The sequence below is a fragment of the Psychrobacter sp. genome, assembly GCF_036731945.1.
Taxonomy (GTDB): Bacteria; Pseudomonadota; Gammaproteobacteria; order Pseudomonadales; family Moraxellaceae; genus Psychrobacter.
In genome coordinates this window covers 37,444-61,054 of the sequence record NZ_DAINDI010000010.1, presented here as the reverse complement: position 1 = coordinate 61,054, position 23,611 = coordinate 37,444, and the positions used below count along the sequence as shown (strand labels likewise).

Genomic DNA, 23,611 nt, shown 5'->3' with positions numbered 1-23,611 from the left:
TATTCTCCTGTTATTGGATTATAAGCAGTTACACACTTTTTAGGAAAGGCTCTCAAACTCAAAAGGCGATACATAGCCCAATGCACTGTGTATACGCTTTTTATTGAACCGATCTACCCAATTCAATGTCGCAAGTTGTACATTCGCTAAACCTTGCAAATCTGCTTTCAAATATTCAATCACCTCTGTTTTGTATAACCTATGCCCTGTTACAGCCAAAGCATTATCAAGGCCTAGTTATATATTTTTTCTTATGTTATCAAGCCAAGCTTGCATACTTGGTGTAAGCAAGCGATGACGGCGCCAAGCCATGACAAGCTCCCATTTTAACTGAGGTTGGGTTAGTGGCAAGCAGACTAATCCTGTTAAATCCAACTTTTGAGTATAATATTGAGGCAAAAGAGTCACGCCCATATCCTGTTTTACCATGTCAAGAAGCAAGTGCCACTGATTGGTTTGGCAAATAATATTAGGTTCAAAACCTAGTGATTGACAGTTTTCTATAATCATCGGAGTAAATGATGAATTGGAGGTAAATAAAATTAGGGGGGCATTTGATAGTGACTTAAGTGTTACCTTGGTTTTTTGCTTACCCATACGGTTTTTATTTGCTACGACCACCACTGGATAGCAACATATCGACAAGTAGTCAAAATCATCGTCAATCGGCTTCATCAATGTTGCCACATCAAGTTGCCCCTCTAGAAGGGCCTGCTTAAGTGACTCAGCACCATCTTCGATAAGTGAAGTTTCTATACTAGGATGCATTTGGTAAAAGTTAAAAATAGCTTTGCTTAGTATTTCACTGCCTAACGGTGAAATACCCAAACGCAATTTACCACCTATTAATTGCTGATAATCTACTACTGTTTGTTCAAGATTATCTGCCTTTTGTAAGATATCAACTGCTTGAATATAGAGGTGTTCGCCAATTTCCGTTAAATTAACTAGCCGCTTTTTTCTATGAGTCAAAGGCTTATCAAACAGAGCTACGCCTAAATATTCTTCAAGATTACTGATAGATTTGGTAACGGTGGGTTGGGTTAAATTGAGTTGAATACTGGCTTGAAGAAACCCACCTGTTTTTACAACTGTCACAAAGCAGCGTAATTGTTTCAAAGTTATCATGAATAATAAACCATGGTTAGGAAGGATAATGAAATTTATTATAGAAATTGGGAATAAAAATAAAAATATAATTCATAATTTATGACTATGGTGTTTTTATAATAAGTAGTCTCTAATCAACAAACAACAATTATTATGCGTAATCCTAATATTCGCTTATCCCTATCTTTTGTAGATGAAAAAAAACTTACACTTCAAAAGTTCTATCGCCAATCATGGCTTCATGTCCTTATGCAATGCGCTATTATCGCAGCTGTCTGGTATTGTGCTGAGATATTGGTTGAATTATTGCATTTACCCGTATCCTCAGGCGTCTTAGGAATGTTTTTAATGCTGATATTATTAATGAGTGGTGCTATTAAGGTTAACTGGGTCAGACTGGGTGCAAAATTTGTTTTGGGTGAATTAGTATTAATGTTTATCCCGCTTATGATGTCAATACTTCAATATAAGGCGCTGTTTGTCAGTAAAGGATGGCAATTAATGCTGACAATTATCTTGAGTACCGCGATGGTGATGTTAAGCTCAGCATTAACCTTTATCATGGGGCGCCGTTTGCAACGTAGATTGTATCGTCATCAGATTCATAAAGCCCAATTAAACCTAAAAAATGATAATAATGCGTGAGGATTTGCGATGAATACTTGGTCAATCCTTTGTCTCATTTGGACATTAGCTGCCTATTATATGGCTAGAGTAGTCTATGTGCGCTATCGAAAATCTTGGCTAAACCCTGCTATCACGGTTCCAGTAGTAACGCTTTCATTAATGATTATTTTTAATATCTCTTATGATACTTATTGGAAGGATACAGCTTGGATTGTGCAGCTACTTGCCCCCGCAACGGTTGCGTTTGCTATACCTATTTATGAGTATCGTCGTTTAATACGTCAACATGCTTTGGCTTTGACCGCTTCCATAACTGTCGGGATGGTGGTGGGGGTCTTAAGCATATATATATTCGCTGGTTTGTTTCATTTTGATAAGACCTTGACCTATAGCTTGATGGCCCGTTCAATATCGACACCATTTGCGTTAGACTTATCTGAAAAAATTCACGGATCTTCCTCTTTAGTCTCATTGTTTACTTTGATTACAGGGATGGTGGGAATGATTTTAGGGGATATGATCTTGACTTTTTTTCGTATTCGCTCCCATCTTGCAAATGGAATCGCATTTGGTAATGCATCACACGGTTTTGGTACAGCCCGGGCAAGTCAGCGCAATGAGGATGAGGGCGTTATAGCAAGTTTAACAATGATTTTAGCGGGATTGTTTATGGTATTCTTAGGTCCTTCATTAATACATGGCGTAATGTTATTCGGGCAAGTTTAAGCAAATATATATAGAGACCCTAATCTATATTAAGAATAGATATGATAACAGCCATTATCACTAACAGATAAACAATAAAAAAACGTATAAATTTCCGTTTTTATTCTAAAGTTAATTCGACTTTAACTAAATGTAATGAGCTTTATTTCTTTTAAACTTCAACCTATTAACTTATATTATTTGAATATCAGATAAAATGAATGACTATTTTTTGAGGATACGAGTGTTTATGAGTTATTGAATCGGGATTTTCTAAATCATCATTTTAAACCCCTTAACAAATCATTATTTTTCTTGTAACAACAAATAAGATAGAGGATTTCTTTACTCACACTGAGATTCTAACCATTTACATAGTTTAATAATATCATCCTTATTTTTCTTTAATTCCTTGTAAACGAAGTAAAATTTATCCCCTGTTAGTAGTTCATGCATTGGGATTCTAACGAGTTTCTGCTTATAAGATTTATCTAGCATCATATAGTTGTTAACGAGGGTAACTCCCAGATTATACCGTGCGGCTTCTATCGCTAGTAGTACATGACTAAAATGATTTATCTTTATATTGTTCGGTAACTCAAATCCGCCTGCCTTACACCACCGCAGCCAATCCTCCGCTGTATTCTCGCTTGTATCTGCATATCTCACGGATAATATTGGATGCCGCCACAATGCATCAGGAAGGGGTTTATCTCTTATTTTCTCCCAAAGCTTTTGACCACAAACAGGATATAAAGTTTCAGTAAATAAAAACTTACTGATGAAAGCATGTGGAGGAGGATCGACGGTGATATAACAATCGGCCCTTTGCTCATTATAATCAGAGGGATGATTAACCATATCTAAAGTAAGTTCTATTTCTGGATACTGTCTATAGAAGTCTTCTAGTCGAGGAATTAACCAATTCACTGCGACTGAACTGTACAGAGCTAAGCGTATATGCCCAGGTTTTCCATGTTTAATAATCTGACTACTATCTGAAAGTAGACCCAATGCGCCACTCACATCTGTGAAATAACGCTCACCAACCTCTGTCAACGAAAAGGTCCGGCCTTGCCTGTAAAACATTGCTTTCCCAAGATACTCTTCAAGGATGCGTATTTGGTGACTCACGGCACTTTGTGTCACATTGAGGCTTTCTGCTGCTTTTGAAAAGCTGTTAAACCGTGCAACGGACTCGAAGCACTGTATTGCACGCAGCGGTGGTAAATCCATTATTACCTCAGGTAATACTAAATATGTTTTATATCATTATACATCATACTCTTACTTGAATATACTGCCTGACAGATCGTTAAATCAGCATGAACCCATTGGGGTTTTAACAGTTTCTGAATTTAGAGTAGGGCGAGGAGGCTAAGAATGCCAAAGATGAGTGTTGCATTTGCCATGACGCTATTGGTACTAGGAAATATCATTGCGGTCTTCTCAGACGCCTTGATAAAGGCCTTGCCCTCTGAGACGGCGGTATATCAATTTATCCTGTTTCGTCAATGCACAGCGGTTTTAATGCTGTTGCCGTTTTGCTTAATTAATAAAAAGAACAAGTTATTCAGTAATATAAAATGGCACTTTGTTCGTAGTCACGTGTGGTTATTGGGTGTGATATTCATGGTACTGTCTCTTCAAGCACTGCCTCTTGCGACTGCGAATGCTATTTTTTATGCCGCCCCTTTATTTGTATTACCACTGGGTTTTTTATTTTATAAAGACAGATTAAACTTTCCGACTATCGCAGCCTCTATATTAGGTTTTGCTGGTATCCTCGTTATTGTACAACCGAAACAGATCAATTTAGGGGCGGTGTTTGCCCTTATAGTGGCGGTAACCATGGCGCTAAACAATCTGTTAGTTCGTAAACTTCCACAGCATCATACTGTCTATCAAACGCTACTTTTGACCAATTTACTAGGAATCCCATTCGCGCTTGGTTTGGCTATTTGGGAGGGACAGCCATTTGACTGGCACTCATTGATTACGGCCGCCAGTTCAAATGTATTTATTTTGATTTATGCGGGTATATGCATACAGGTGTACCGACACATTGAAGCGTACAAAGTCTCTAGTGCGGAATACTCAGGTTTACTAGGGGCGGTGGTGGTTGGAATCATATGGTTTAACGAAGTACCAAATATGACTTTGTTAATAGGTTCTGCGCTGATTATCCTACCTTTGATATGGCTAGCTACTCTCGAATCTATGAGGCTTAGACAAAAAACTGGGTAGGATAATAGCTTTTAAAACCTAATCAAGCTGATGTGCCATAAATAATAAGAAATAATAAAAGTTATGAATCAGACTAAAATGTTATTTAACGTTTACATCGGTTCATGCTTGACGAAACTGTAGATTACTTGTTAGACACTATAATAAGTCGGTTGCATGATTAAAAACTTCCAAGTTGGTTCTTATGTATCTAATAGTATCGTGTCTATAAAAAAGACAAACTGTTATTTAAAATACCTCAACTATTCAGCTGTTAGCCCTGCTTTAACACCCGATAGACCGTAGCCACCCCAACACCAACCGCCTTAGCAATCTCCTCTTTCGTCATATTGTTTTGACTGGCTAATTCTTTAATACGATTGTGTTTCGTTGTATTAGGCTTCTTACCAGTGGGCTTATAACCACTGTTCGCCAACCCCTGCTTAATACGCTCTCTACGCTTATCGTTATCAAGCTTTGCCATCGTTGCTAATAAGTCGATCAGCATATGGTTAATCACTGTTAGGATCTCATCTGTCATGCCTTTACTTACCGTATGCGTAGTTGGTAGATCAGCCACCACCAATCGCAAGCCCTTGTCTTTGATGCGCTGCTTTAGAATTGCAAAATCATCTTGAGATAGCCTGCTTAATCTGTCCACGCTTTCAACCAGCAGAATATCGCCTTGATCAGCGTCCTTTAATAGCTTAGCTAATACTGGCCTATCGAGCTTTGTACCACTGAAATGCTCAACGTACTCAACAAGGTTATCGTTATAGCTTTGGCTAAAGCTAATCAAGTCAGACAAGGCTCTCTTAGCGTCTTGATCCTTAGTGCTGGCTCTCACATAAATACGAACGGTCATAACGCCACCTATATTATTTAGACTTATAAATTAATGTCCATTGATAATATCATGATATTAATATCATTTAATAATAGAAATAAGTCTAATGATAGATAGAGTATCGTTTAGAGGTTTTATTTTTTAGGTATAGGCTAATGATAGGAAAAAAGCACAGCAGGCAGTCTTATAATTCAAAAGTCTGTTATAAGTGGTTCCATTATACCAGTCTGTTTTAAGTGGTCTGTTAATAGGTTTGAGGGGCGAAATAACTGGTTCCCTTGGGGTATAGCTTTTGAAACCATTCTTCTTTATATTGTCACTTAGACAGGCTGGGCATTTGATGTATAGTGTCATTTGCATTTCACTATTTATCAATTTCTCAGCCTGTTTTTTTCCAGCCTACTTTTTGAACCACCACCCGGATATAAATGTAGCTATGAATAAAACAACTTTTAAAATATCGAAGATGGACTGCCCTTCGGAGGAAAACCTAATCCGAATGAAATTAGAGGGCCACTCGAATATTGAACATCTTGAGTTCGACATTCCTAACCGTCAATTAACTGTGTTTCATCATGACAATATAGAAGGGATAGAGACTGCTATTCATGACCTAAAATTAGGAGACACCCTACTCTCGACCGAAACCATTGACCCCTCTGATCCCAACAATAATTTTAAAATTGATGCTGATTCTAGTCACAAAAAAGATGCTGAGCAAAGAAAGCTACTATGGATAGTGCTGGTCATTAACTTTGCTTTCTTTATTATTGAAATGAGCACGGGACTGATTTCTCGTTCGATGGGGTTGGTCGCCGACAGCTTAGATATGTTAGCAGATAGCTTCGTGTACGGAATTAGCTTATTTGCGGTCGGTGGAACGGTCATTAAGAAAAAACGGATTGCTAGAATTGCCGGATATTTTCAAATTACGCTAGCGATTCTTGGTTTTTTAGAAGTACTAAGACGTTTCTTTGGCAATGAGCAGTTACCTGACTTTTCTACCATGATAGTCATATCGATTCTTGCGCTAATTGCAAACTCGATTTGCCTCTATTTACTACAAAAATCGAAAAGCAAAGAAGAAGCCCATATGCAAGCCAGTATGATTTTCACTTCAAACGATGTGATTATCAATTTAGGGGTAATTGTTGCAGGGATTTTGGTTAATTGGTTACACTCTAGTACGCCTGATTTGATTATTGGTAGCATCGTATTTGCTTTAGTTATTCAGGGCGCCTTTAGAATATTGAAGTTGAGTAAGTAGCCAAGCCTAATAACTGAAGCAAATAGCTCAAGTAAGTAGCTTAATTAAACCGCTAAGTGTAAAGTAACTGGGTTTGAAGCAAATAAACATCATAAGGATATGAGACCTCAAGCAATGATTGAACAAACTTTAAATCTAGTCACCACCAAAGACCATCAGCAAGTTGCCGTTTGGCGAATAATAGATGATGAAGTCTTTGATAAGGATCTGGTGGTGGTCAACTAATTTAGGACGCTAATAAAATTCAAACCTACATCGCCATTACTTATAACCCTGAGTCGAGAACGGATAATAATTATAAGCGTTGGGGCAACTTTTATGACCGCCAAGATCTGTTAGTAGGTGACGAGTTGTGTCAGGTGGTTAATTTTCAGAGACCTTCCTAAATTTTGTGTAAGTATTTAATCTAAACGTCAGTTACACAGAATCTGGGATGGTCTCTTCAAGTCCTCACTAGCGCACCGATCATAGATAGAATATCTATGGTAAGTACATCATGAAGTACACTGTGGCTATCTCAGCAAGTTGAAACCTTAATACCATTAGCTCACAGCCAAAGATTCAAGTCCTCACTAGGGGACCGAACCAGTGAAGGCACCTGATTGATTCGCCATAGGTATAGGTTAATGATAGAGCGCTTAGAGTGGTTTTACTGCATCAGTCCATTTTAAATATTCTGTTAGCTCTGTCATTGGTTTAGATAAGCGATCCTTCTGAATCATGTTTTTATATTCTCATTGTCGTATTTCTCTCAGAATTTTGGATCTACGATAATAATAGGACGTTTCAACATTCTTTGTTTTTTTAGCTATTGACATTAATTAATCAAAAAATCGACGTAAGATCCTAGGGATAATGACATCGTCAATGTTAGGAGCTTTATTAGTTATGGAAATGCCTAGTGGGCCGAGTAGCAAAAAACCTTTAACTTGCTTGCTTTTACTTTTACCAGTTATACACCAACATGCAAAATGTTCGCAGTTATTGAACGCAAGATTATATTTATCTTCGCTAACACGTTCTAGGGCACGAACTATAACTTCCGTTGGGGAATACTTAACAACACTTCTTGGATATTCAACAACATCGTAATGTTTCTCCCCTCCCAAGAAATCAGAAAAACTTGTATATCTTATCTTACCTTTCTTTCCAGGTTCTGCGAATCCAGAGTAGTGAACCACTTTATTAGCACCAAAATAAATACCATGATGCGTGTAACCTGGGCGATTCACTTTAATATGTGCACCCACATTTGGCATTTTCATAAATAATCCTATTTTTATTTTTCAGTTGAATATGTTAGATTTTTAATCAACTCGCAACACTTCTCCACAAGAAGATTTAAACATAAACTCAATTTCTCTTCATATGTCAATTACACCTTCCCGCCCACGCCTTTAAACTTCTCAACAAAGGCTGCAATTTTCTGTAGAACGCTTTGCTTCTTGGTTAAGTATTGCGGATTAAGTGGACTCAGTTTAGGCAAAATAGCATTTAACTCTGTACCGTTTTCGCTGGCGTACTCACGCTTTAAAGAAGCGGTGATATAACGCTTAGCAGCTTCTTCATTCAAGTTTTCAGCGGCAATCATATCTTTGACTTCACGTTGCTGTTCTACCTGAGCATAGCTAAAGAAGGCATCAATAATGCTGGATTTATCAGGGATGCTATCTAAGTTGGTTTGATTGATGAAATCGACCACTAGGCTCTCTTTAGCACGGTTGCCAAGACTTGCCCGAATCAAACGTCGTACTTCTTCAACCAAGGCAGACTTGTCCTTGGTATTTTTATTATGCTCAAAAATCAATTCAAGGATATAATCCAGATTGATCTCTTGTGATTTGAGCAAATCTATCTCAAACACCACATCATCCCAATCAATCGAAGACTCATCTTGCTGGTCACCCGCTTTTTCACGGCGTAGCCAATCGCGTATGTCGTTATAGGTTGAGCGATAATCTTGTACGGTACGTTCAGCAGGTACCTTAATGGCTTGCATAGCGGCTAAGTCATCGTCGTTTAGGTAATGCTCATCCTTAAACGTCTCAACAGCGTCAGCATCGGTCACATCTAAGTCTTGCAGTGCTTTTAGGCTTGCAAACTCATCATAGTTTTGTAAGATGTTCTCGACACGCAAATACTCCCCGAATAACTTGGCAAAGTCCTTCTTGTCAGACTCTTTGACAATCTCATCAGGATTAGGGAAGCGTTGTTGTAGCTCTTTGACCACTTCCAAATAACCACGGCGAGCTTTGCCGGTGGCGATATCAGTAAAGCCTTCTAAATATTCCTTATAGCTCTTTTCTAACACCACGTTTTTAGTATTTCTATCACCAAACAAGGTGATGGCATCAATGGTTGCTTTTTCTAAGTCACGAAATGTCACGATGTTGCCAAACGTTTTGGTAGCATCATAGATACGGTTAGTACGTGAGAACGCTTGCATTAAACCATGATAACGAAGGTTCTTATCCACGAATAGGGTGTTCAAGGTAGGCGCATCAAAACCTGTTAAGAACATACCAACGACAACCAGTAAGTCTACTTCCTGCTTAATGACACGCTCAGCAAGGTCGCGGTAGTAGTTCTGGAAGGACTTGCTGTCTACGCCATAGTTGGTTTTAAACATCGCGTTATAGTCGCCAATAGCACTGCTTAAAAACTCTTTGGCACTGCTGTTCATGGCAGTCGGCTCAAAACCTTCATCGGGGATATCACCTAATGCATCCTGTTCTTCATTGGCGGCAAAAGAGAATATGGTGGCGATCTTTAACGGTTTGTCGCTGTCCTTTTGCAACTGGTTTAAGGTTTCATAATAAGCCTTAGCAGCGTCCACACTACTGACAGCAAACATAGCGTTAAAGCCTTTACCACCAGACTTTAGACGGTGGGTTTTTTGCCTATAGTGCTTTAACACGTACTGCGATATCTCTTGAATACGATCAGGGTGCAATAACAGCTGCTTGTTTTCTGCTGCGGTGAGCTTCGTCTCGTCCTGCTCGCTTTCAATGCCGCTAAACTGGGGCCGTACATCGTTGTAATCGACTTTAAACTTCAATACCTTTTCATCACGAATGGCATCAGTGATGACGTAGGAATGCAGCTCATGACCAAACACTCCAGCGGTAGTCTCAGCTCCTAATGCGTTCTCAGGGAAGATTGGTGTACCCGTAAAGCCAAACTGATAGAACTTTTTAAACTTCTTCTTCAGGTTTTTTTGCGCTTCACCAAACTGGCTGCGGTGCGCCTCATCAAAGATAAACACCACCTGTTTGCCATAGATGGGTAAGTCGCTGTCGCCTTTGATCAAGTTATTCAATTTTTGAATGGTGGTAACGACGATTTTATTGTCGTCTTTCTCAAGGTTAAGCTTGAGCCCTGCGGTACTGTCTGAGCCATTGACGCTATCAGGGGAGAAGCGTTGATACTCTTTCATGGTTTGGTAATCAAGATCTTTACGATCGACCACAAAAAACACTTTATCAATGAAGGGCAGTTCAGTCGCTAAGCGAGCTGCTTTAAAGCTGGTTAAGGTTTTCCCTGAGCCTGTCGTATGCCAAATAAAGCCACCACTCTCAAGGGTGCTCCAGTTTTTGGCCTGATAGGCGCTGTTTATCTTCCACAAAATACGCTCAGTTGCCGCAATTTGATAGGGACGCATGACCAATGAGGTATCACTCACATCAAAGACGGTGTAATGCATCAGCACGTTTAACAGGGTGTTTTTTTGGAAGAAGGTAGCGGTAAAGTCTTTTAAATCTTTAATTAAGGTGTTGTCTGAGCGCGCCCAATTCATGGTGAAATCAAAGCTGTTTCTATTGCGCTTGGTGGTATTGGCAAAGTAGCGCGTGTCGGTGCCGTTTGAGATCACAAACAGCTGTAAGTATTTAAACAAGGAGTTATCAGAGTTAAAGCTCTCTTTGCTATAACGATGCACTTGGTTAAAGGCTTCGCGGATGGCAACGCCGCGCTTTTTAAGCTCAATTTGTACCAATGGCAAGCCATTGACCAAAACAGTAACGTCGTAGCGATTCGCCTGTGAGCCTGTTTGAGCAAACTGCTTGATCACCTGTACCTTATTGCGTGGGATATTTTTCTTATCAAGTAGCGCAATATTTTGAATATGTCCATCGTCAAACACAAAGTCATGAATATGATCATCATGAATCTTACGCGCTTTATCGGTGCTGTTATCACTAGGATTATCGAGGTACGCCATTACAAAACGTTGCCACTCATCATCTGTGAACTGCACGTCATTTAAGGCTTGCAGCTGAACACGCACGTTAGCGAGCATCGTTTCAGGTGAGTTTAAGCCAGCAACGAACTCATAACCTTGGTTTTGTAGATCTTTGAGCAATTCGCGCTCTAAGTCGTCTTCGGTTTGATAGCCGCCATCGGGCTGATCACACTTGGTATATTTATTGAGGACGATAAAGTTATTCGATTCAGCAATGGTTTTGGTCTGTTTAGTCATGATTGGCGACCTCAGGCTTTGGGAAACTCAATAGCAGCTCACGATAGTATTCATATTGCTGCTGACGCAATTCAATTTCACGCGGTAAGCCTTCGGTGAGAGAGGTGGTTAAGGCGTCGAATTTGTCAAGGATAGCGACGATGCGTTGTTGTTCCAGTAAGGATGGAATAGGAATTTTAACTAGTTTTAATACATTTGCATTAAACTGTGGTTGACCTCCACCAGATACCAGCTTTTTGGCTTGACTCCAAAAAAGTGTACTCTGTGCAAAATGCCAATAGTATTTTGGATCAATAATATTTTCATCAAAGCTTAATTTGATTAAAAACCCTGCGTATATAGCAGGGTAATTCTCTTCAAAAAGCATGGTTTTACCATAAGTTGCACCTGTACGAGCCATTAACAAGTCATTTCTTCTCAAAATAAATTTTTCGTTAGACTCTAAAATATCAACATACTTTGCATTAACAGCAATTAGTTTGCCACTAAAGTCTATATCAGAAATTCTTACAAACCTTGCATTTCCAGTATCTTGAGCTTTAGCAACATAACCATAAGTAAAGTTGCCAATCTTTCCTAACTCCTCCCATTCAACATTATTTTCATTTGCTGTTAATAATTTTTCAGAATAATAGGCATATTGCTGTTTACGTGCTACAAGCTCTGCGGTAAGCTCTGCGGTAAGCTCTGTAAATGCGTCTAAAATTCGGACGATTTCGGCTTGGATTTCTAGTGATTTTTTTGGATTACTTGGGCATGGAATAGGGACAAGTAGCTTTTCTTTCAAATTGTTGGAACTCAAATTAGGTTGAGCTCCGCCACCAGATAACATATGGAGGAACGATGTTTTAGTAAGCAAAAAATGATATAAGTAGCGGTTATTGATTATTTCTATTCGAGGCTCAAATTTACCAACACGTTGATTAAGGTACGCTATTTCATCTAAGTTAAAATACCCTATTTTTCCTGTTGTTGCTCCAGACATAGCTATTAAAATATCGCCCTTAACAACTGAGTAGTTAAGAGGGTTTCCGCTAGTGTAATCGGTTGGATCAAAATATTTAACATCAGATAAATCTACATTTTTACCATCAACGTTAGTAATACGAATAATAGGTAACCCAGTGTCTCTGAATAAGCTACTTTTAAATGCAAAACCATTCTTAAAGTTACACACTTCTCCCAAAGGCTTCCATTCAACCTCAACACCATCAAGCAGTTTTTCCATATAACTTAAATCACTCATGCTTCAATCTCCGCAACGATGGCATCGATATCGGCACGGAGCTGAGTAATCTTGGCAACCGTGGTTTTTAGCTCAGCATTAATAGTAGTTATATCAATCACTTCACGTGTATCTTCCGCATCCACGTAGGCGCTGACGGATAGATTATAGTCGTTAGTAGCAATCGTGCTGTTATCAACGCTCACGGCTAAATAATCGCTGTCTGCCTTGCTATCAAACAACTGCATAATCTGCTCAATGTTTGCCTCAGTCAGGATATTGGTATTGGTTTCTGACTTAAATAATTGACTGGCATCGATAAATTGCGTTTTGTTATCGGTTTTGTGCTTTGATAATACTAAAATATTGACCGAAATCGTTGTGCCAAAAAATAGGTTGGGCGCAAGGGAGATTACCGTTTCTACATAGTTGTTATCTATCAAATATTGGCGAATTTTTTGTTCAGCACCGCCACGATAGAAGATGCCAGGGAAACAGACTATTGCTGCTCGTCCCTTACTGGATAAGTAATTGAGCGCATGAAGCACAAAAGCAAAATCCGCTTTTGATTTGGGTGCTAGTACACCAGCGGGCGCAAAACGTTCATCATTAATCAGGGTTGGATCGTCGCTACCTATCCATTTCACTGAGTAAGGTGGGTTAGAGACAATGGCATCAAAGGGTTTGTCATCACCAAAATGCGGATTTAACAACGTATTGCCCAGCACGATATTAAACTTATCGTAGTTGATGTTGTGCAAAAACATATTCATACGGGCAAGGTTATAAGTGGTGTGGTTGATCTCCTGACCAAAAAACCCTTCTTCGATGATATGGTTATCAAAATGCTTTTTAGCTTGCAGCAACAGTGAGCCTGAACCTGCGGCTGGGTCATAAATCTTATTAACCGTTTCCTGCTTATGCATGGCGATTTGTGCAATCAGCTTAGAGACGCTTTGCGGGGTAAAAAACTCACCCCCTGATTTACCAGCATTGGCGGCATAGTTCGAAATCAGATACTCGTAAGCATCACCAAATAAATCGATTTGATTGTCAGCGAACTGGTCTAATTTAAGTCCTGCAACGCCTTTAAGCACCGCTGCTAAGCGCGTGTTCTTATCGGCAACGGTATTACCTAAACGATTACTAGTAGTATCAAAATCAGCAAACAAGCCTTTGATATCTGGCTCTGAGGGGTAGCCATTGGCGGAACCTTCGATCGCTTTAAAAATAGCCGCTAAATCCGTATTCAGGTTTTCATTTCTGTGCGCATTGGCGGCAATATTGGCAAACAGCTGACTTGGATAAATAAAATAGCCTTTAGTCTTAATGGCATCGTCTTTAATATCATCAGTAATCACATCATCAGGAAGTGCAGCATAATTGACGCTATCATCGCCTGCTTCAATATAACTGGAAAAATTCTCACTGATAAAACGGTAGAACAAAGTACCCAATACATACTGCTTAAAGTCCCAGCCATCGACTGAACCACGAACCTCATTTGCAATTTGCCATATTTGGCGATGGAGTTCGGCACGTTGTTGGGTACTTGTCATGATAAAATCCTATAGAAATAAAAGAGGAACAGGTTAAAAAGTGGGTATTACAATACTTGATTCGTTGGTAATCATTGAACCATAGCAATTTTTTATTTAAACGGAGATCAAATTTCTAAAATACTGGTTAGTCGGTTTAACCATCCGTCAAATTCGATACTGCTTTCAGTTAATTTAAATGATCCTGATGGGTGTTTCATTCTCCTTACTACTCCAAAGGTTTCTAGGTATTCGTCTGTAGGCCAATTGATTGAGCGTTGGACTATTAACTGTAATGTTTTCTCAAGTTGCTGATCCCATCGTTCAAAATCTTTTACTTTAATTACTAGTGTTGATAGCATTCTATCAGTGTCATTCATATCAACTTCTAAAATGATAAAATAAGCTGTTTTGGTCTTTAGTTGTAGTTCAAGCAAAGATCGATTATTACCGTCTGTCGTTCTATGTAATCTCGATCGACCAACCGCTGGTAAAAAATGTAAATTTTCATCATAGTAAATTTCCTTTGCCTCAGATAGTCTCTCGATAAGCATCTTAAAAGCTTCAAATCTTCGCATATACAGCTGTAGTTCATCACTTTGGTCATCTAGGCCCGAAAAGTCAGCTTGGCAAGCTGTACCGTCGATTGTAGCCTCATCAGTACTTAGATCTAACACTACAAACTCATCATTAGAATCAATATCTGTGTCAACTCTTCCTTTGGACCTTCTTTTCGCGATTTTCCGAGTCTCGATAGGGCTTATAAAACTAAAAGAGGTTTTTGGAATATCTAATTTTTTTACTTTAGTATCAGTGTTTGCATCATGTTGGTCGTCAATAGAATCACTCTCAGTAAGATCAGGTCTTCCCGCACTACCGCCTTTATTGCCTGGTTGTGCACCGACTTTGAACTTATCGCTATAAAAATACACTTTTTCAGATAAAGAGGATTGAATGTTACTAATACCTATAATCTCATGGACGTAATAATTATTAGTTTTATCATCAAACCAACCTCTAGTCTCTAGTGATAGGTTATCAAGTTGAGGTGGTTGAAAATGAAAAAACCAGGTTTTGCTGCCATCTCTGTCTAGTACTTCTGCATTATATAATCTAGCAATACTCTCATATGAAGTACGGGCGTTATCATCTAATAAAACCCATGCTAATAAGCGTCGCGCGCCTTCACTATCGAAGGTTTTCAGTGGCAGAGTACAAATAGGGAGTATATTTATTAGTATGTAGTTATCTGCTTTTTTTTTAATCCAGAACTCTCGGCTTAATATACCGTTATCAATACAGTTTCGGGCGAGATAAGCGTTATGAAAAAATAGAATTCTCGCAATTTCTATTTGAGGTATATGAACTTTCATACTAGGAGAATGATGACTGTGGTAGTCGAATACAAAGGTATTACTACCACTTTCTGAGTCGAAGCCTTTTTGCCAGCTTGAAGTCGATATACCATCTAAGTTCATTAAATAGCCGCCTTTACGGGCCTGACCATCGTTAGGATTTATATACCTTCTTTTTGCGAGAGCTGGTAAGTTCGATAGCCTAGTATGTTTTAGAAGATTTGTTTCACCGTCTCTTACGCATAATTCTACATTCCACGACTTCAAGTGATTGTGCTTAAAAATTTTACCAATGTATCTTATCTGTACATTTTTCGGAAAACTCCTAATTTTCATAAACTTACCTTAGCTATTTCCTTGATGGTAATATTATTAGCCACTTCTAAAAATCTATCAGTCAGAGATGTCATTCTCTGTTCACTTAACTTTGCTTGTCGTAATACTACCCAACGTGAAAGAGCTTCTTTTTTGCCAATACTTTTAATCAATACACGACTTACACGTCTAATCTGATAGTCGCTCACATCTTCACTATACCGGCCCAAGAAAGCCGCTACGAGTGGTAGTTTATCTAAGTTTTTTTCGACTGTAGCAATGGAGTTGGTTTGCTGCATCCACCATTTTTTTGATCTACGCGGTGTTTGCATATCCCAAATCACTTCTTTATTTTTTTCAACTAACAAACGTACTGTTTTAATATCACGCTGATTCCAGTTGATTTTTGTTCCTTCAGGAATATGGTACTTATGATTCTTTTTATTAGTATGCATCAACCATGCTTTATCATTACGATATAACCACGCATAAAGTGCTCGATCGACCGAACGAGCACTTTTTATACTTTTTTGTTCTCTTAGGAGTTGTATCCAAAGATCACGCTTAGATAGGAGGATGGTGAAATCAATATGCTCAGGCAATGTTGCTTCAATTTCAGCTTTAGGCTTTTCAGGTTTTTGAGATTTTACTAACCTTATTATTTCTGGGAATGACCAATCATCACTTATTAGAGCTTCAATAACAATAATATGTTCTAAGTAGCTGAATGATTTCCTGTGCTTACGGAATATGCCATGAAGCCAACTTGTCTCTGTCCCTAAATGATTTAGACTATATTGTTCAAGTAAACTATCAGACCATCTGTTTTTTACTTTATCAACAATTTGGTCATAATAGATATGCTTTGTACCTCTAAGACAGCCACTATCTAAAGCAAGCTTTCTATAAAAATCACTCCATTGCACATAGCTAGGTGAAGTCTGGCTCGGCAAATGAAAAAGCTCATTTATCTTTTCTGCAATGAACATATCATCTGCACTAGACGATATTTGAATATTAGGTTTACAGTTGTGCGGATCAGGAGCGATAAAGTCATGGCGAGCTACTGATCTATACTCGTGAGAAGAATTTAATAACTTTCCATGTTTTAGGCAACAAGTTAATCCTTGAATTTGCCATAGTCTTGACCAGTACCACTCTCCATGATTAGCCAGTTGTTCATCAAAACATCCAGGGCAAAACCTTAAAAATTTAATCGGCGGTAATCGCGAAGCATTTTTACCAATGGCAAGATGAATAGCTCCTTGAGACTGTTCACCCATCCAATGCATACATTTCTGTCTGCGCTCTTCAGGAATAAAAGGGGCGTACAAAGGGAACAAAGTATGTTTATAGGCTAATGTATTAACATCATATAGACCAGTAGGGTAGTGTTTAGTGATTTTAGATAAATGGCACGGTATATCAACAGTTGCTACTACCTTTCTATCTCCAAAAACATCATCGAGCAGTTGTTTTGGACTGGTGATTCCTGATCTTACTTTTGAGCGAGCTACTGTGCTATAGATAAGTTCATCAGGGTAAGGAATGGGAAAATTTAGCACGTCAACTTACCTTATGTAGCCAATCATTTATATCAAAAACAAGATTAGTGGACGTTTTTAAATGATCATACAACTTCTCTTCTTTGTTCTTTTGGCTGAACTGAAAGCGTAAATCTTCATTGTCCAAAGTATGCCAGTCTTTTTGTTTCAGAAGACTAGCTTTAGCTTTCGAGCTACGGAGTTTTATTTTTTTTGTTGAAATGGACTCATCAAGCTTTTCATCTTTCAACCATTCTAGAACTACAACGATCAAATCAGATAAAGATGCATTAGGTAGCTCTTGAATGACCTTTTTGACCGTAGGCACTAATAGGGGAGATTCCTGACCAATATCAACTAACATGCGGTGTAATCTGATACTCATCTCATGTCCCTGATACTCAGAAACTTCATCAAACTCTGCTCTCCTTTCCTGTAGGTGGGATTGAAGCGTTAGGAGCTTTTTATCAATATCGGGTATCACTAGATCTGAGAACTGAGCAATTTTATCAGCTCGTCCAGATCGTAGGGCGTCGATCATAGGATGAATAGGTCTAAGGTCTTCATCGTAAGTAGTTTGCAGTAAAGGGACAGTAATGCGTTCTATACCATGATCTATAGCTCGTAACTGGGCTAAATGCCCTGAGATAGGTCGTACCAACGCTCTCGGACTTGGTTAGCTAAAATAACATCTGCCTTTTTGAGCCATTGAAGCCTCCATAATTTATCGGTAAATTGATTCCATTCTGACCGCCTCATTTTTCCGTCATCTAACTGTATATCAGGTTCCTGCTTCATTTGTTCCCAAAAAACTGACCCAAATCCTGCACCACGGCGAGCAGAACGTAGATCAGCCTCGAAAATAAATCTTGCTTTAGGGGTTCCTACCATAACAACTGGAAGTCCGACAGTATTTACGAGAGTGACAAAAAAATTGAGCATTTTTTCAGCACCGCCAGATTTATTGATACTCAGATGCTGAATCTCATCAATCACTAATATTCCGATGGCGTGATGATTAGAGATTTGTCGCATCAAATTCAGTAGTGTTTCAATACCATGACGTTTTAACGCATATTTCTTTTCGTAATTAGAGTCTAACGCTTGATCAATTGCCCTAAAAAAGTGAAGGCATAGGCTTTTAAGTGAACCATCATGCGGACAATCTACTCTTAGGTAGACAATTTGAGTAAAGTTTAATTCTGAATGATAAATGACTTGAGGGTAGGTTGATAAAATCTTATTAAGCGTGGTTGTTTTACCGCTACCTGAACAACCTATAAATGCCAGACTACGAGCAGTCGAAGTTGATGTTGGAAACCTAAATGAATCATCTTCACCTGACATTAATCTTTCATAACCATTCTGAAGACGAGTATTTAAGGAGCCGTCTTTAGGGTTACGCCCTACATACCCCTCACGAATCATTATTGATAGTTTCTTTTCAAGGTCAATATGGCGATTAATAGGATAAAAAAACTGTCCCATCATTTGTGATATCAAATGAGCTCTTACTGATGCAGATGCCTGGGTATCAGAAGTCGTGAAATTTATGACACCTTGTATTTTTTCTGCAACTTGTCTTGGCTCTAAAACTGCAGGCAATGCTTCAATAAATGGATTCCCTTTATAGGAACCAAAGCTTTCTCTGTAGACAGCATTAATCATCGTTAGCCTCAATCATTTGCCATTAGTCATCATCAGATAAAATGTTATGGTAGATAGGGTATTTTAGTGCCAGTTCTTCATCACTTAATTGGCTTTTATTCTGTTCTTTTGTTATTGTTTTAGGCAATTGGATTATCTTACCTGTCCGAGCTTTGTTCTTTTGTCTGCTTTGCCGCTCTTCATCTTTAGCCTTTCTTCTATTATCGTTAATATTGGCTAACTGGGCAGTCTTAGTTTGAAATGTTTTGGGTTTAGACTTTATGGCTTTTTGTATAATCCTCTCATTTTCTCGCTCAAGTTCTTCTAAAGCTAAACTACTTTTGGTTTCTTGTGTTGCAAATGTCTTTTTCTGTTCTTGCTGAATCTGCCAAACTTCCCAAAAGCTACAGTCTCTAAACTCTCTAGACCGATCAGATAAATGAGCTTGCCAATACTTCAGGCTATCTTTTTCATAAAAAACATAGAGTGTATTTGCATCAATGGGGTCGTAAGCAACCACTAGCGATTTAGGCCTATTAACTGCGTTTTTTCGGTGGAGCCAACCCTGTTCTCTTATTTCTGCACAAATATAGTAATTACCAAAAAGCTTAATACCTAAATCTGACAAAGTGCCTTTTTTTCTAGGCAATAATGCAATGTGTAGAGACTTCTCTGACACAGAGCGTAGCTTGCCTGTTCGATGTTGTAGCCCCCAATTCCACAGTTGAAGAGGAACTGCTGGTAAGTCTGATGGCATATCACTATCTCTATCATAATTTTTTAATTGATGAGTGTTGTTATGCATTAAAATAGAGTTAATCATGATTTTAGTGAAGTCTGATATTGTTAAACTAGCATCTAAACGATAGTCTCTTCCGCCTTTCTTTTTTTCTTTCACACCTGTGACAACTCCTGGTGCAAACGGTTTAAACTTTGCTTGCATGGTTTTGAAATAGCGTTCAACAACAGGTTTTAAATCTCCACGATAAGGTGGCGTATTTTCTATTCGAACAGAAAAGCTCTTTTCTAAGGTTTCAATTTGATGGCCGAGTAGTTCTCCACGATCTGCGAGAATTGCGTCAGGTAGCCCTATACATGGCCAATCATCTGCAGTGATATTAATTCCGTATTGCTCACAATACTCTTGTTTATCAGTAACTGCCATTTTTAAAGCTTGTATGCTAGTAGCATATGAGGGGTTTTCAAAGCCAATATAGAAACCTGCAATCATGCGGCTGAATACGTCAGCAACAAAATAGATCACTGGGCGACCTACAATGCTCTGTCTGTCTGAGTCAGACAACAGATAAATATCTGCGATTGTAGCGTCTATCTCATAGCGTGAGCCAGGTCCAAGCACTTGAGTGTTGACAGTGGAGCTCAACTGCCTAATATCTTTGTTATAACTTATTTTGTTATGTCTGGCTTTAAGTTTTTGAACAGAAGTAAATTCTCTATGATAAAAATACTTGAACTGCCAGATGCTAGGAAATTCTTCTTCTTTAGCATCAGGATTTAAAGATCGATATATGGTTTTAAATTGTCGATAAGCATAGAGGATCGTATGTTGTTTATCATTTAGCAAATATCTATTGATAGTTATAGAGAATAATCTCTCGATTTCACTATTAATTATTGCACCAGAGCCTTCTTTATAAATTCTTGGTCTACCCAGTTTTGTGTTTTGTGTAGTACGTTTTTTACCTTTTGCACCCGAATTTTTATAGCCTGGTAGTAATGTATTAGGAGTTTGTCCTCTCTGCCAATAGCGTCGTAGTAAACGATATACAGTTTGCTTCGTGCTTTTATTTGATTTAATAATTTCATTTATGGGGTTTGCGCGCTCTGCTGGAAGGTAATATAGATCATGGCTGACTATAGGTTTTATAAGCTCGTAGTTGCTATCACGTTTTAACTGAGCAGTACTACCATCTTCAGGATTTTGCAAAATCAAATCGTGATAAGGGTCGTCAACTAAATAGCAAACGTCTTCTTCAATAAGGTTAGTTAGATCTTTAAAAGAGATTAACTCAGGTAACGCAGATACTTTCTCGATCTCAATCCATACGATCTGCTCAGACAAAAGACTTAATATTCTATATTTCTCCCCTTGATTGTTATATACATCATTGATTCGAAACATAACGAATCTCCTCAGTTATTAGGCTCCAGTCGTTAATATTAGTGATCTGAATATCACTACATTTTAACCGTCTAAAATCTATAAGAATGTTAAAGGTAAAAAATCTAAGTGCTAATAGTTTTCTAATTTCGTTTAAAGAAGCTCCTAATTCACCAAAATAAGCGCTATCAATCTCTTTACATAGGTCTATTATTCTCATTGAAGGCGTTTGACTGAACTGACTGACATAGAAGTCTAACTTTTCTTCAATATTGAGAGGAATCTCACTATTCGACTCTGGGTATAGCCACGCAATATTATTTTGGATAATTTTAGGAATATCTTTTTCAGTAATTATTTGCCAAGGTATACCTTTGGATTGCCAGTAATGACGTTCAATTTCCAGCTTTTCTATAGTTCGAATATCATCTAAATCTTTTGAGTATTTAGCTTGTAATACGAATTGGCTATAGTTTTCATTGGAACTGACTACATAGAAGTCTGATGTCATTATGTGTATATCACCTCTAACGCTCGGATGCTTAACCTGCTTCTCTTCTGCAATTGTAAGGGTATCGTCGTAATTGAGAGGAAATTGTTCTCTAATATCAAGAACTATGGGGCTCCATTCAAGAAAAAAAAATGTAGCTAGTTCTAAATCTGAGAGTAAATGATGAGTTCGTTTTGTTTTATGACCGAAAACTCTATGAGAGCGACCTGATGAAGATATGTCAGAGATTTTTATCCAAGGCTTATAATCGGCGAGCTCACCTTGACCTCTACCTTCTTTAAGCCATTTTTCTTGTTTTTTTGAGAGCATAAAAAACCCCTGCTAATATTGATTTAACAATAGCAGGGGTAAACGTCATAATCAATAGTATGATACTTTATTACTCAGTATGATACTTTATTACTCAGTATGATACTTTATTACTCGCTCACAAATCTTTTAAAATCAAATGTTTAGTCTACTCGACCGTGACTGATTTTGCGAGATTACGTGGCTGATCGACGTCAGTACCGCGCATCACTGCGACATGATAAGACAGCAGTTGCACCGGCACGCTATAAACGATAGGGGCAAGCGTCTCGCAAACCTCAGGGACATAAACCACGTGCATTCTATCTTCTGCGACCATCTTACTTTCTTCACTAGCAAATACAAACAGCTCACCATGACGCGCATGTACTTCTTGCATGTTTGCTTTTAGCTTATCAAACATACTGTCTTTGGGCGCAAGTACCACGATAGGCATGTCTTTATCGACCAACGCCAATGGACCGTGCTTTAGCTCACCGGCGGCATAGCCTTCTGCGTGAATATAAGAGATTTCTTTTAGCTTCAGTGCACCTTCTAAGGCAATAGGGAACTGTAAACCGCGACCTAAGAATAAGCAGCTTTTCTTATATTCAAAATGCTCACTCATGGCTTTGATAGGCGCATCGAGGTTTAAGCTGGCATGCAGTTGCCCGCGTAGCGCTTGTAATTGACCTAGCAGAGTGGTTAATTTTTCACCTGTCATACGCGCTTGTACAACACCCACTTTTAACACCAGTAACATCAAAGCGGCAAGCTGAGTGGTAAAGGCTTTGGTAGAAGCGACGCCAATCTCAGGGCCGGCAAGCGTTGGTAAAAAGATATCTGTCTCACGTACCAAAGATGAGGTCGGTACATTACACAAGGCTAAGCTGACGAGGCCTGCTGGCGTATGTTTTTGGATATCTCGTAGCGCCGATAATGTATCCGCCGTTTCACCCGATTGCGAGATGCAAATGACCAAGGTGTTATCGACGACAACAGGATTGCGGTAGCGGAACTCACTAGCAACCTCAACCGAACACGGCACACGAATAAGGCTTTCAAACCAGTATTTTGCCACCAACCCTGAGTGATAACTGGTGCCACAAGCGATGACTTGAACGTGCTTAATGCCTTTTAACTGCGCTTCATGACGCTGCAAAAAGTCATCGCGCAGCTTAGATGGCGCATCACTATCTATTGCCATCTCAATTGTACGGGCAACTGCATCCGGCTGCTCGTAGATTTCTTTGAGCATATAATGTTTGAACTCACCTTTATCAGCATTATGCTGGGCGGCATCAATCTCATGTATCTGACGTTTTACTTTTACGCCGTCTGCGTACACTTCAATGCTATTACGGGTTAATTTGGCGATATCGCCTTCTTCTAGGTACATAAAGCGATTGGTCACGGGCAAAAGCGCCAATTGATCAGAGGCAATAAAATTCTCACCAATCCCTACACCGATGACCAAAGGCGAGCCTAGACGAACGGTAATCAGCTCGTCTGGGCAATCAATATGCACGATGCCAAGGGCAAACGCGCCATGTAATAACGGAATAACTGCGCGTACCGCTTCTAGTAAATCAGGCTTATTTTTGTAGATATCATTGATTAAATGAGCGACGACTTCGGTATCAGTTTGCGAGGTAAACTCGTAGCCTTTAGCAATCAGCTCTTCTTTTAGCTCAGCATAGTTTTCGACGATACCATTATGGACCACGGCAATTTTACCAGATACATGTGGATGGGCGTTACGCTGTGCAGGTTCGCCATGCGTGGCCCAGCGCGTATGAGCAATACC

The 23,611-nt window shown here is 38.9% G+C and carries 17 protein-coding genes and 3 pseudogenes; 5 read left to right on the top strand and 15 right to left on the bottom strand.

Annotated features, from left to right (window positions below; all coding sequences use genetic code 11):
- Positions 1 to 39: 39 nt before the first annotated feature.
- Together V7D75_RS03560 and V7D75_RS03555 are read right to left on the bottom strand one after the other, a co-directional pair.
- Positions 40 to 228, bottom strand: a pseudogene (locus tag V7D75_RS03560) (integrase core domain-containing protein); the annotation flags it as partial.
- A 9-nt stretch (positions 229 to 237) separates the two neighbouring features.
- Complete coding sequence (locus V7D75_RS03555) at positions 238 to 1,128, bottom strand: LysR family transcriptional regulator (RefSeq protein WP_068406606.1); 891 nt, start codon at positions 1,126 to 1,128, stop codon at positions 238 to 240.
- 135 nt (positions 1,129 to 1,263) lie between these two features.
- Here V7D75_RS03555 and V7D75_RS03550 point away from each other — a divergent pair, with 135 nt between their 5' ends.
- Both V7D75_RS03550 and V7D75_RS03545 read left to right on the top strand, forming a co-directional pair.
- Entirely contained in the window at positions 1,264 to 1,755 is a 492-nt protein-coding gene (locus V7D75_RS03550) for a CidA/LrgA family protein (RefSeq protein ID WP_095570631.1), read from the top strand.
- Between the two features lie 9 nt (positions 1,756 to 1,764).
- Positions 1,765 to 2,463: an LrgB family protein gene (locus V7D75_RS03545; protein ID WP_068406601.1), complete on the top strand. Its 699-nt coding sequence runs from the start codon at positions 1,765 to 1,767 to the stop codon at positions 2,461 to 2,463.
- A gap of 324 nt (positions 2,464 to 2,787) precedes the next feature.
- Here V7D75_RS03545 and V7D75_RS03540 read toward each other — a convergent pair whose 3' ends face one another.
- A complete protein-coding gene (locus tag V7D75_RS03540) occupies positions 2,788 to 3,678 on the bottom strand; it encodes a LysR substrate-binding domain-containing protein (RefSeq protein ID WP_333613433.1) in 891 nt (296 codons plus the stop codon).
- A 147-nt stretch (positions 3,679 to 3,825) separates the two neighbouring features.
- Here V7D75_RS03540 and V7D75_RS03535 point away from each other — a divergent pair, with 147 nt between their 5' ends.
- Positions 3,826 to 4,689 carry a DMT family transporter gene (locus V7D75_RS03535; protein ID WP_068406593.1) on the top strand — a complete coding sequence of 288 codons (864 nt, stop codon included), beginning with the start codon at positions 3,826 to 3,828 and terminating at the stop codon, positions 4,687 to 4,689.
- A 253-nt stretch (positions 4,690 to 4,942) separates the two neighbouring features.
- Here V7D75_RS03535 and V7D75_RS03530 read toward each other — a convergent pair whose 3' ends face one another.
- Both V7D75_RS03530 and V7D75_RS03525 read right to left on the bottom strand, forming a co-directional pair.
- Positions 4,943 to 5,533, bottom strand: coding sequence for a recombinase family protein (locus tag V7D75_RS03530; RefSeq protein WP_333613432.1), 591 nt, complete (start codon positions 5,531 to 5,533; stop codon positions 4,943 to 4,945).
- Between the two features lie 267 nt (positions 5,534 to 5,800).
- Positions 5,801 to 5,875, bottom strand: a pseudogene (locus V7D75_RS03525) (IS1 family transposase); the annotation flags it as partial.
- Between the two features lie 76 nt (positions 5,876 to 5,951).
- Between V7D75_RS03525 and V7D75_RS03520 the strand changes: the two are divergent.
- Together V7D75_RS03520 and V7D75_RS03515 are read left to right on the top strand one after the other, a co-directional pair.
- Positions 5,952 to 6,782: a cation transporter gene (locus V7D75_RS03520; RefSeq protein ID WP_087814222.1), complete on the top strand. Its 831-nt coding sequence runs from the start codon at positions 5,952 to 5,954 to the stop codon at positions 6,780 to 6,782.
- 99 nt (positions 6,783 to 6,881) lie between these two features.
- The gene (locus tag V7D75_RS03515; RefSeq protein WP_333613431.1) at positions 6,882 to 7,007 is read left to right on the top strand and encodes a hypothetical protein; all 126 of its coding nucleotides are present in this window, start codon (positions 6,882 to 6,884) and stop codon (positions 7,005 to 7,007) included.
- 596 nt (positions 7,008 to 7,603) lie between these two features.
- Here V7D75_RS03515 and V7D75_RS03510 read toward each other — a convergent pair.
- The 10 genes and pseudogenes from V7D75_RS03510 to glmS form a co-directional block, all read right to left on the bottom strand.
- Entirely contained in the window at positions 7,604 to 8,047 is a 444-nt protein-coding gene (locus tag V7D75_RS03510; RefSeq protein ID WP_333613430.1) for a lecithin retinol acyltransferase family protein, read from the bottom strand.
- 110 nt (positions 8,048 to 8,157) lie between these two features.
- Positions 8,158 to 11,259: an HsdR family type I site-specific deoxyribonuclease gene (locus tag V7D75_RS03505; RefSeq protein WP_333613429.1), complete on the bottom strand. Its 3,102-nt coding sequence runs from the start codon at positions 11,257 to 11,259 to the stop codon at positions 8,158 to 8,160.
- Positions 11,252 to 12,505: a restriction endonuclease subunit S gene (locus V7D75_RS03500; protein WP_333613428.1), complete on the bottom strand. Its 1,254-nt coding sequence runs from the start codon at positions 12,503 to 12,505 to the stop codon at positions 11,252 to 11,254. The genes V7D75_RS03505 and V7D75_RS03500 overlap by 8 nt, the downstream gene beginning before the upstream one ends.
- A complete protein-coding gene (locus tag V7D75_RS03495) occupies positions 12,502 to 14,043 on the bottom strand; it encodes a type I restriction-modification system subunit M (protein ID WP_333613427.1) in 1,542 nt (513 codons plus the stop codon). Before V7D75_RS03495 ends, V7D75_RS03500 begins: the two co-directional genes overlap by 4 nt.
- Positions 14,044 to 14,150: 107 nt before the next feature.
- Positions 14,151 to 15,713: a Tn7-like element transposition protein TnsE gene (locus tag V7D75_RS03490; RefSeq protein WP_333613426.1), complete on the bottom strand. Its 1,563-nt coding sequence runs from the start codon at positions 15,711 to 15,713 to the stop codon at positions 14,151 to 14,153.
- Positions 15,710 to 17,257 carry a TnsD family Tn7-like transposition protein gene (locus V7D75_RS03485; protein ID WP_333613425.1) on the bottom strand — a complete coding sequence of 516 codons (1,548 nt, stop codon included), beginning with the start codon at positions 17,255 to 17,257 and terminating at the stop codon, positions 15,710 to 15,712. The genes V7D75_RS03490 and V7D75_RS03485 overlap by 4 nt, the downstream gene beginning before the upstream one ends.
- Position 17,258: 1 nt before the next feature.
- Positions 17,259 to 18,904, bottom strand: a pseudogene (locus V7D75_RS03480) (AAA family ATPase).
- Positions 18,905 to 18,926: 22 nt separating this feature from the next.
- Entirely contained in the window at positions 18,927 to 21,026 is a 2,100-nt protein-coding gene (locus V7D75_RS03475; protein ID WP_333613424.1) for a Mu transposase C-terminal domain-containing protein, read from the bottom strand.
- Positions 21,010 to 21,825, bottom strand: coding sequence for a TnsA endonuclease N-terminal domain-containing protein (locus V7D75_RS03470; RefSeq protein WP_333613423.1), 816 nt, complete (start codon positions 21,823 to 21,825; stop codon positions 21,010 to 21,012). Before V7D75_RS03470 ends, V7D75_RS03475 begins: the two co-directional genes overlap by 17 nt.
- 148 nt (positions 21,826 to 21,973) lie before the next feature.
- Positions 21,974 to 23,611, bottom strand: a 1,638-nt coding sequence (gene glmS, locus V7D75_RS03465) for a glutamine--fructose-6-phosphate transaminase (isomerizing) (RefSeq protein ID WP_333613422.1), incomplete at its 5' end; no start/stop codon positions are given.

Coding starts and splice junctions, on each gene's coding strand:
- V7D75_RS03510 (WP_333613430.1), bottom strand. CDS start 8,047: ATGAAAATGCCAAATGTGGGTGCACATATTAAAGTGAATCGCCCAGGT.
- V7D75_RS03545 (WP_068406601.1), top strand. CDS start 1,765: ATGAATACTTGGTCAATCCTTTGTCTCATTTGGACATTAGCTGCCTAT.
- V7D75_RS03515 (WP_333613431.1), top strand. CDS start 6,882: ATGAGACCTCAAGCAATGATTGAACAAACTTTAAATCTAGTCACCACC.
- V7D75_RS03470 (WP_333613423.1), bottom strand. CDS start 21,825: ATGCTCTCAAAAAAACAAGAAAAATGGCTTAAAGAAGGTAGAGGTCAA.
- V7D75_RS03490 (WP_333613426.1), bottom strand. CDS start 15,713: ATGAAAATTAGGAGTTTTCCGAAAAATGTACAGATAAGATACATTGGT.
- V7D75_RS03535 (WP_068406593.1), top strand. CDS start 3,826: ATGCCAAAGATGAGTGTTGCATTTGCCATGACGCTATTGGTACTAGGA.
- V7D75_RS03555 (WP_068406606.1), bottom strand. CDS start 1,128: ATGATAACTTTGAAACAATTACGCTGCTTTGTGACAGTTGTAAAAACA.
- V7D75_RS03500 (WP_333613428.1), bottom strand. CDS start 12,505: ATGAGTGATTTAAGTTATATGGAAAAACTGCTTGATGGTGTTGAGGTT.
- V7D75_RS03505 (WP_333613429.1), bottom strand. CDS start 11,259: ATGACTAAACAGACCAAAACCATTGCTGAATCGAATAACTTTATCGTC.
- V7D75_RS03550 (WP_095570631.1), top strand. CDS start 1,264: ATGCGTAATCCTAATATTCGCTTATCCCTATCTTTTGTAGATGAAAAA.
- V7D75_RS03540 (WP_333613433.1), bottom strand. CDS start 3,678: ATGGATTTACCACCGCTGCGTGCAATACAGTGCTTCGAGTCCGTTGCA.
- V7D75_RS03495 (WP_333613427.1), bottom strand. CDS start 14,043: ATGACAAGTACCCAACAACGTGCCGAACTCCATCGCCAAATATGGCAA.
- V7D75_RS03475 (WP_333613424.1), bottom strand. CDS start 21,026: ATGTTTCGAATCAATGATGTATATAACAATCAAGGGGAGAAATATAGA.
- V7D75_RS03520 (WP_087814222.1), top strand. CDS start 5,952: ATGAATAAAACAACTTTTAAAATATCGAAGATGGACTGCCCTTCGGAG.
- V7D75_RS03530 (WP_333613432.1), bottom strand. CDS start 5,533: ATGACCGTTCGTATTTATGTGAGAGCCAGCACTAAGGATCAAGACGCT.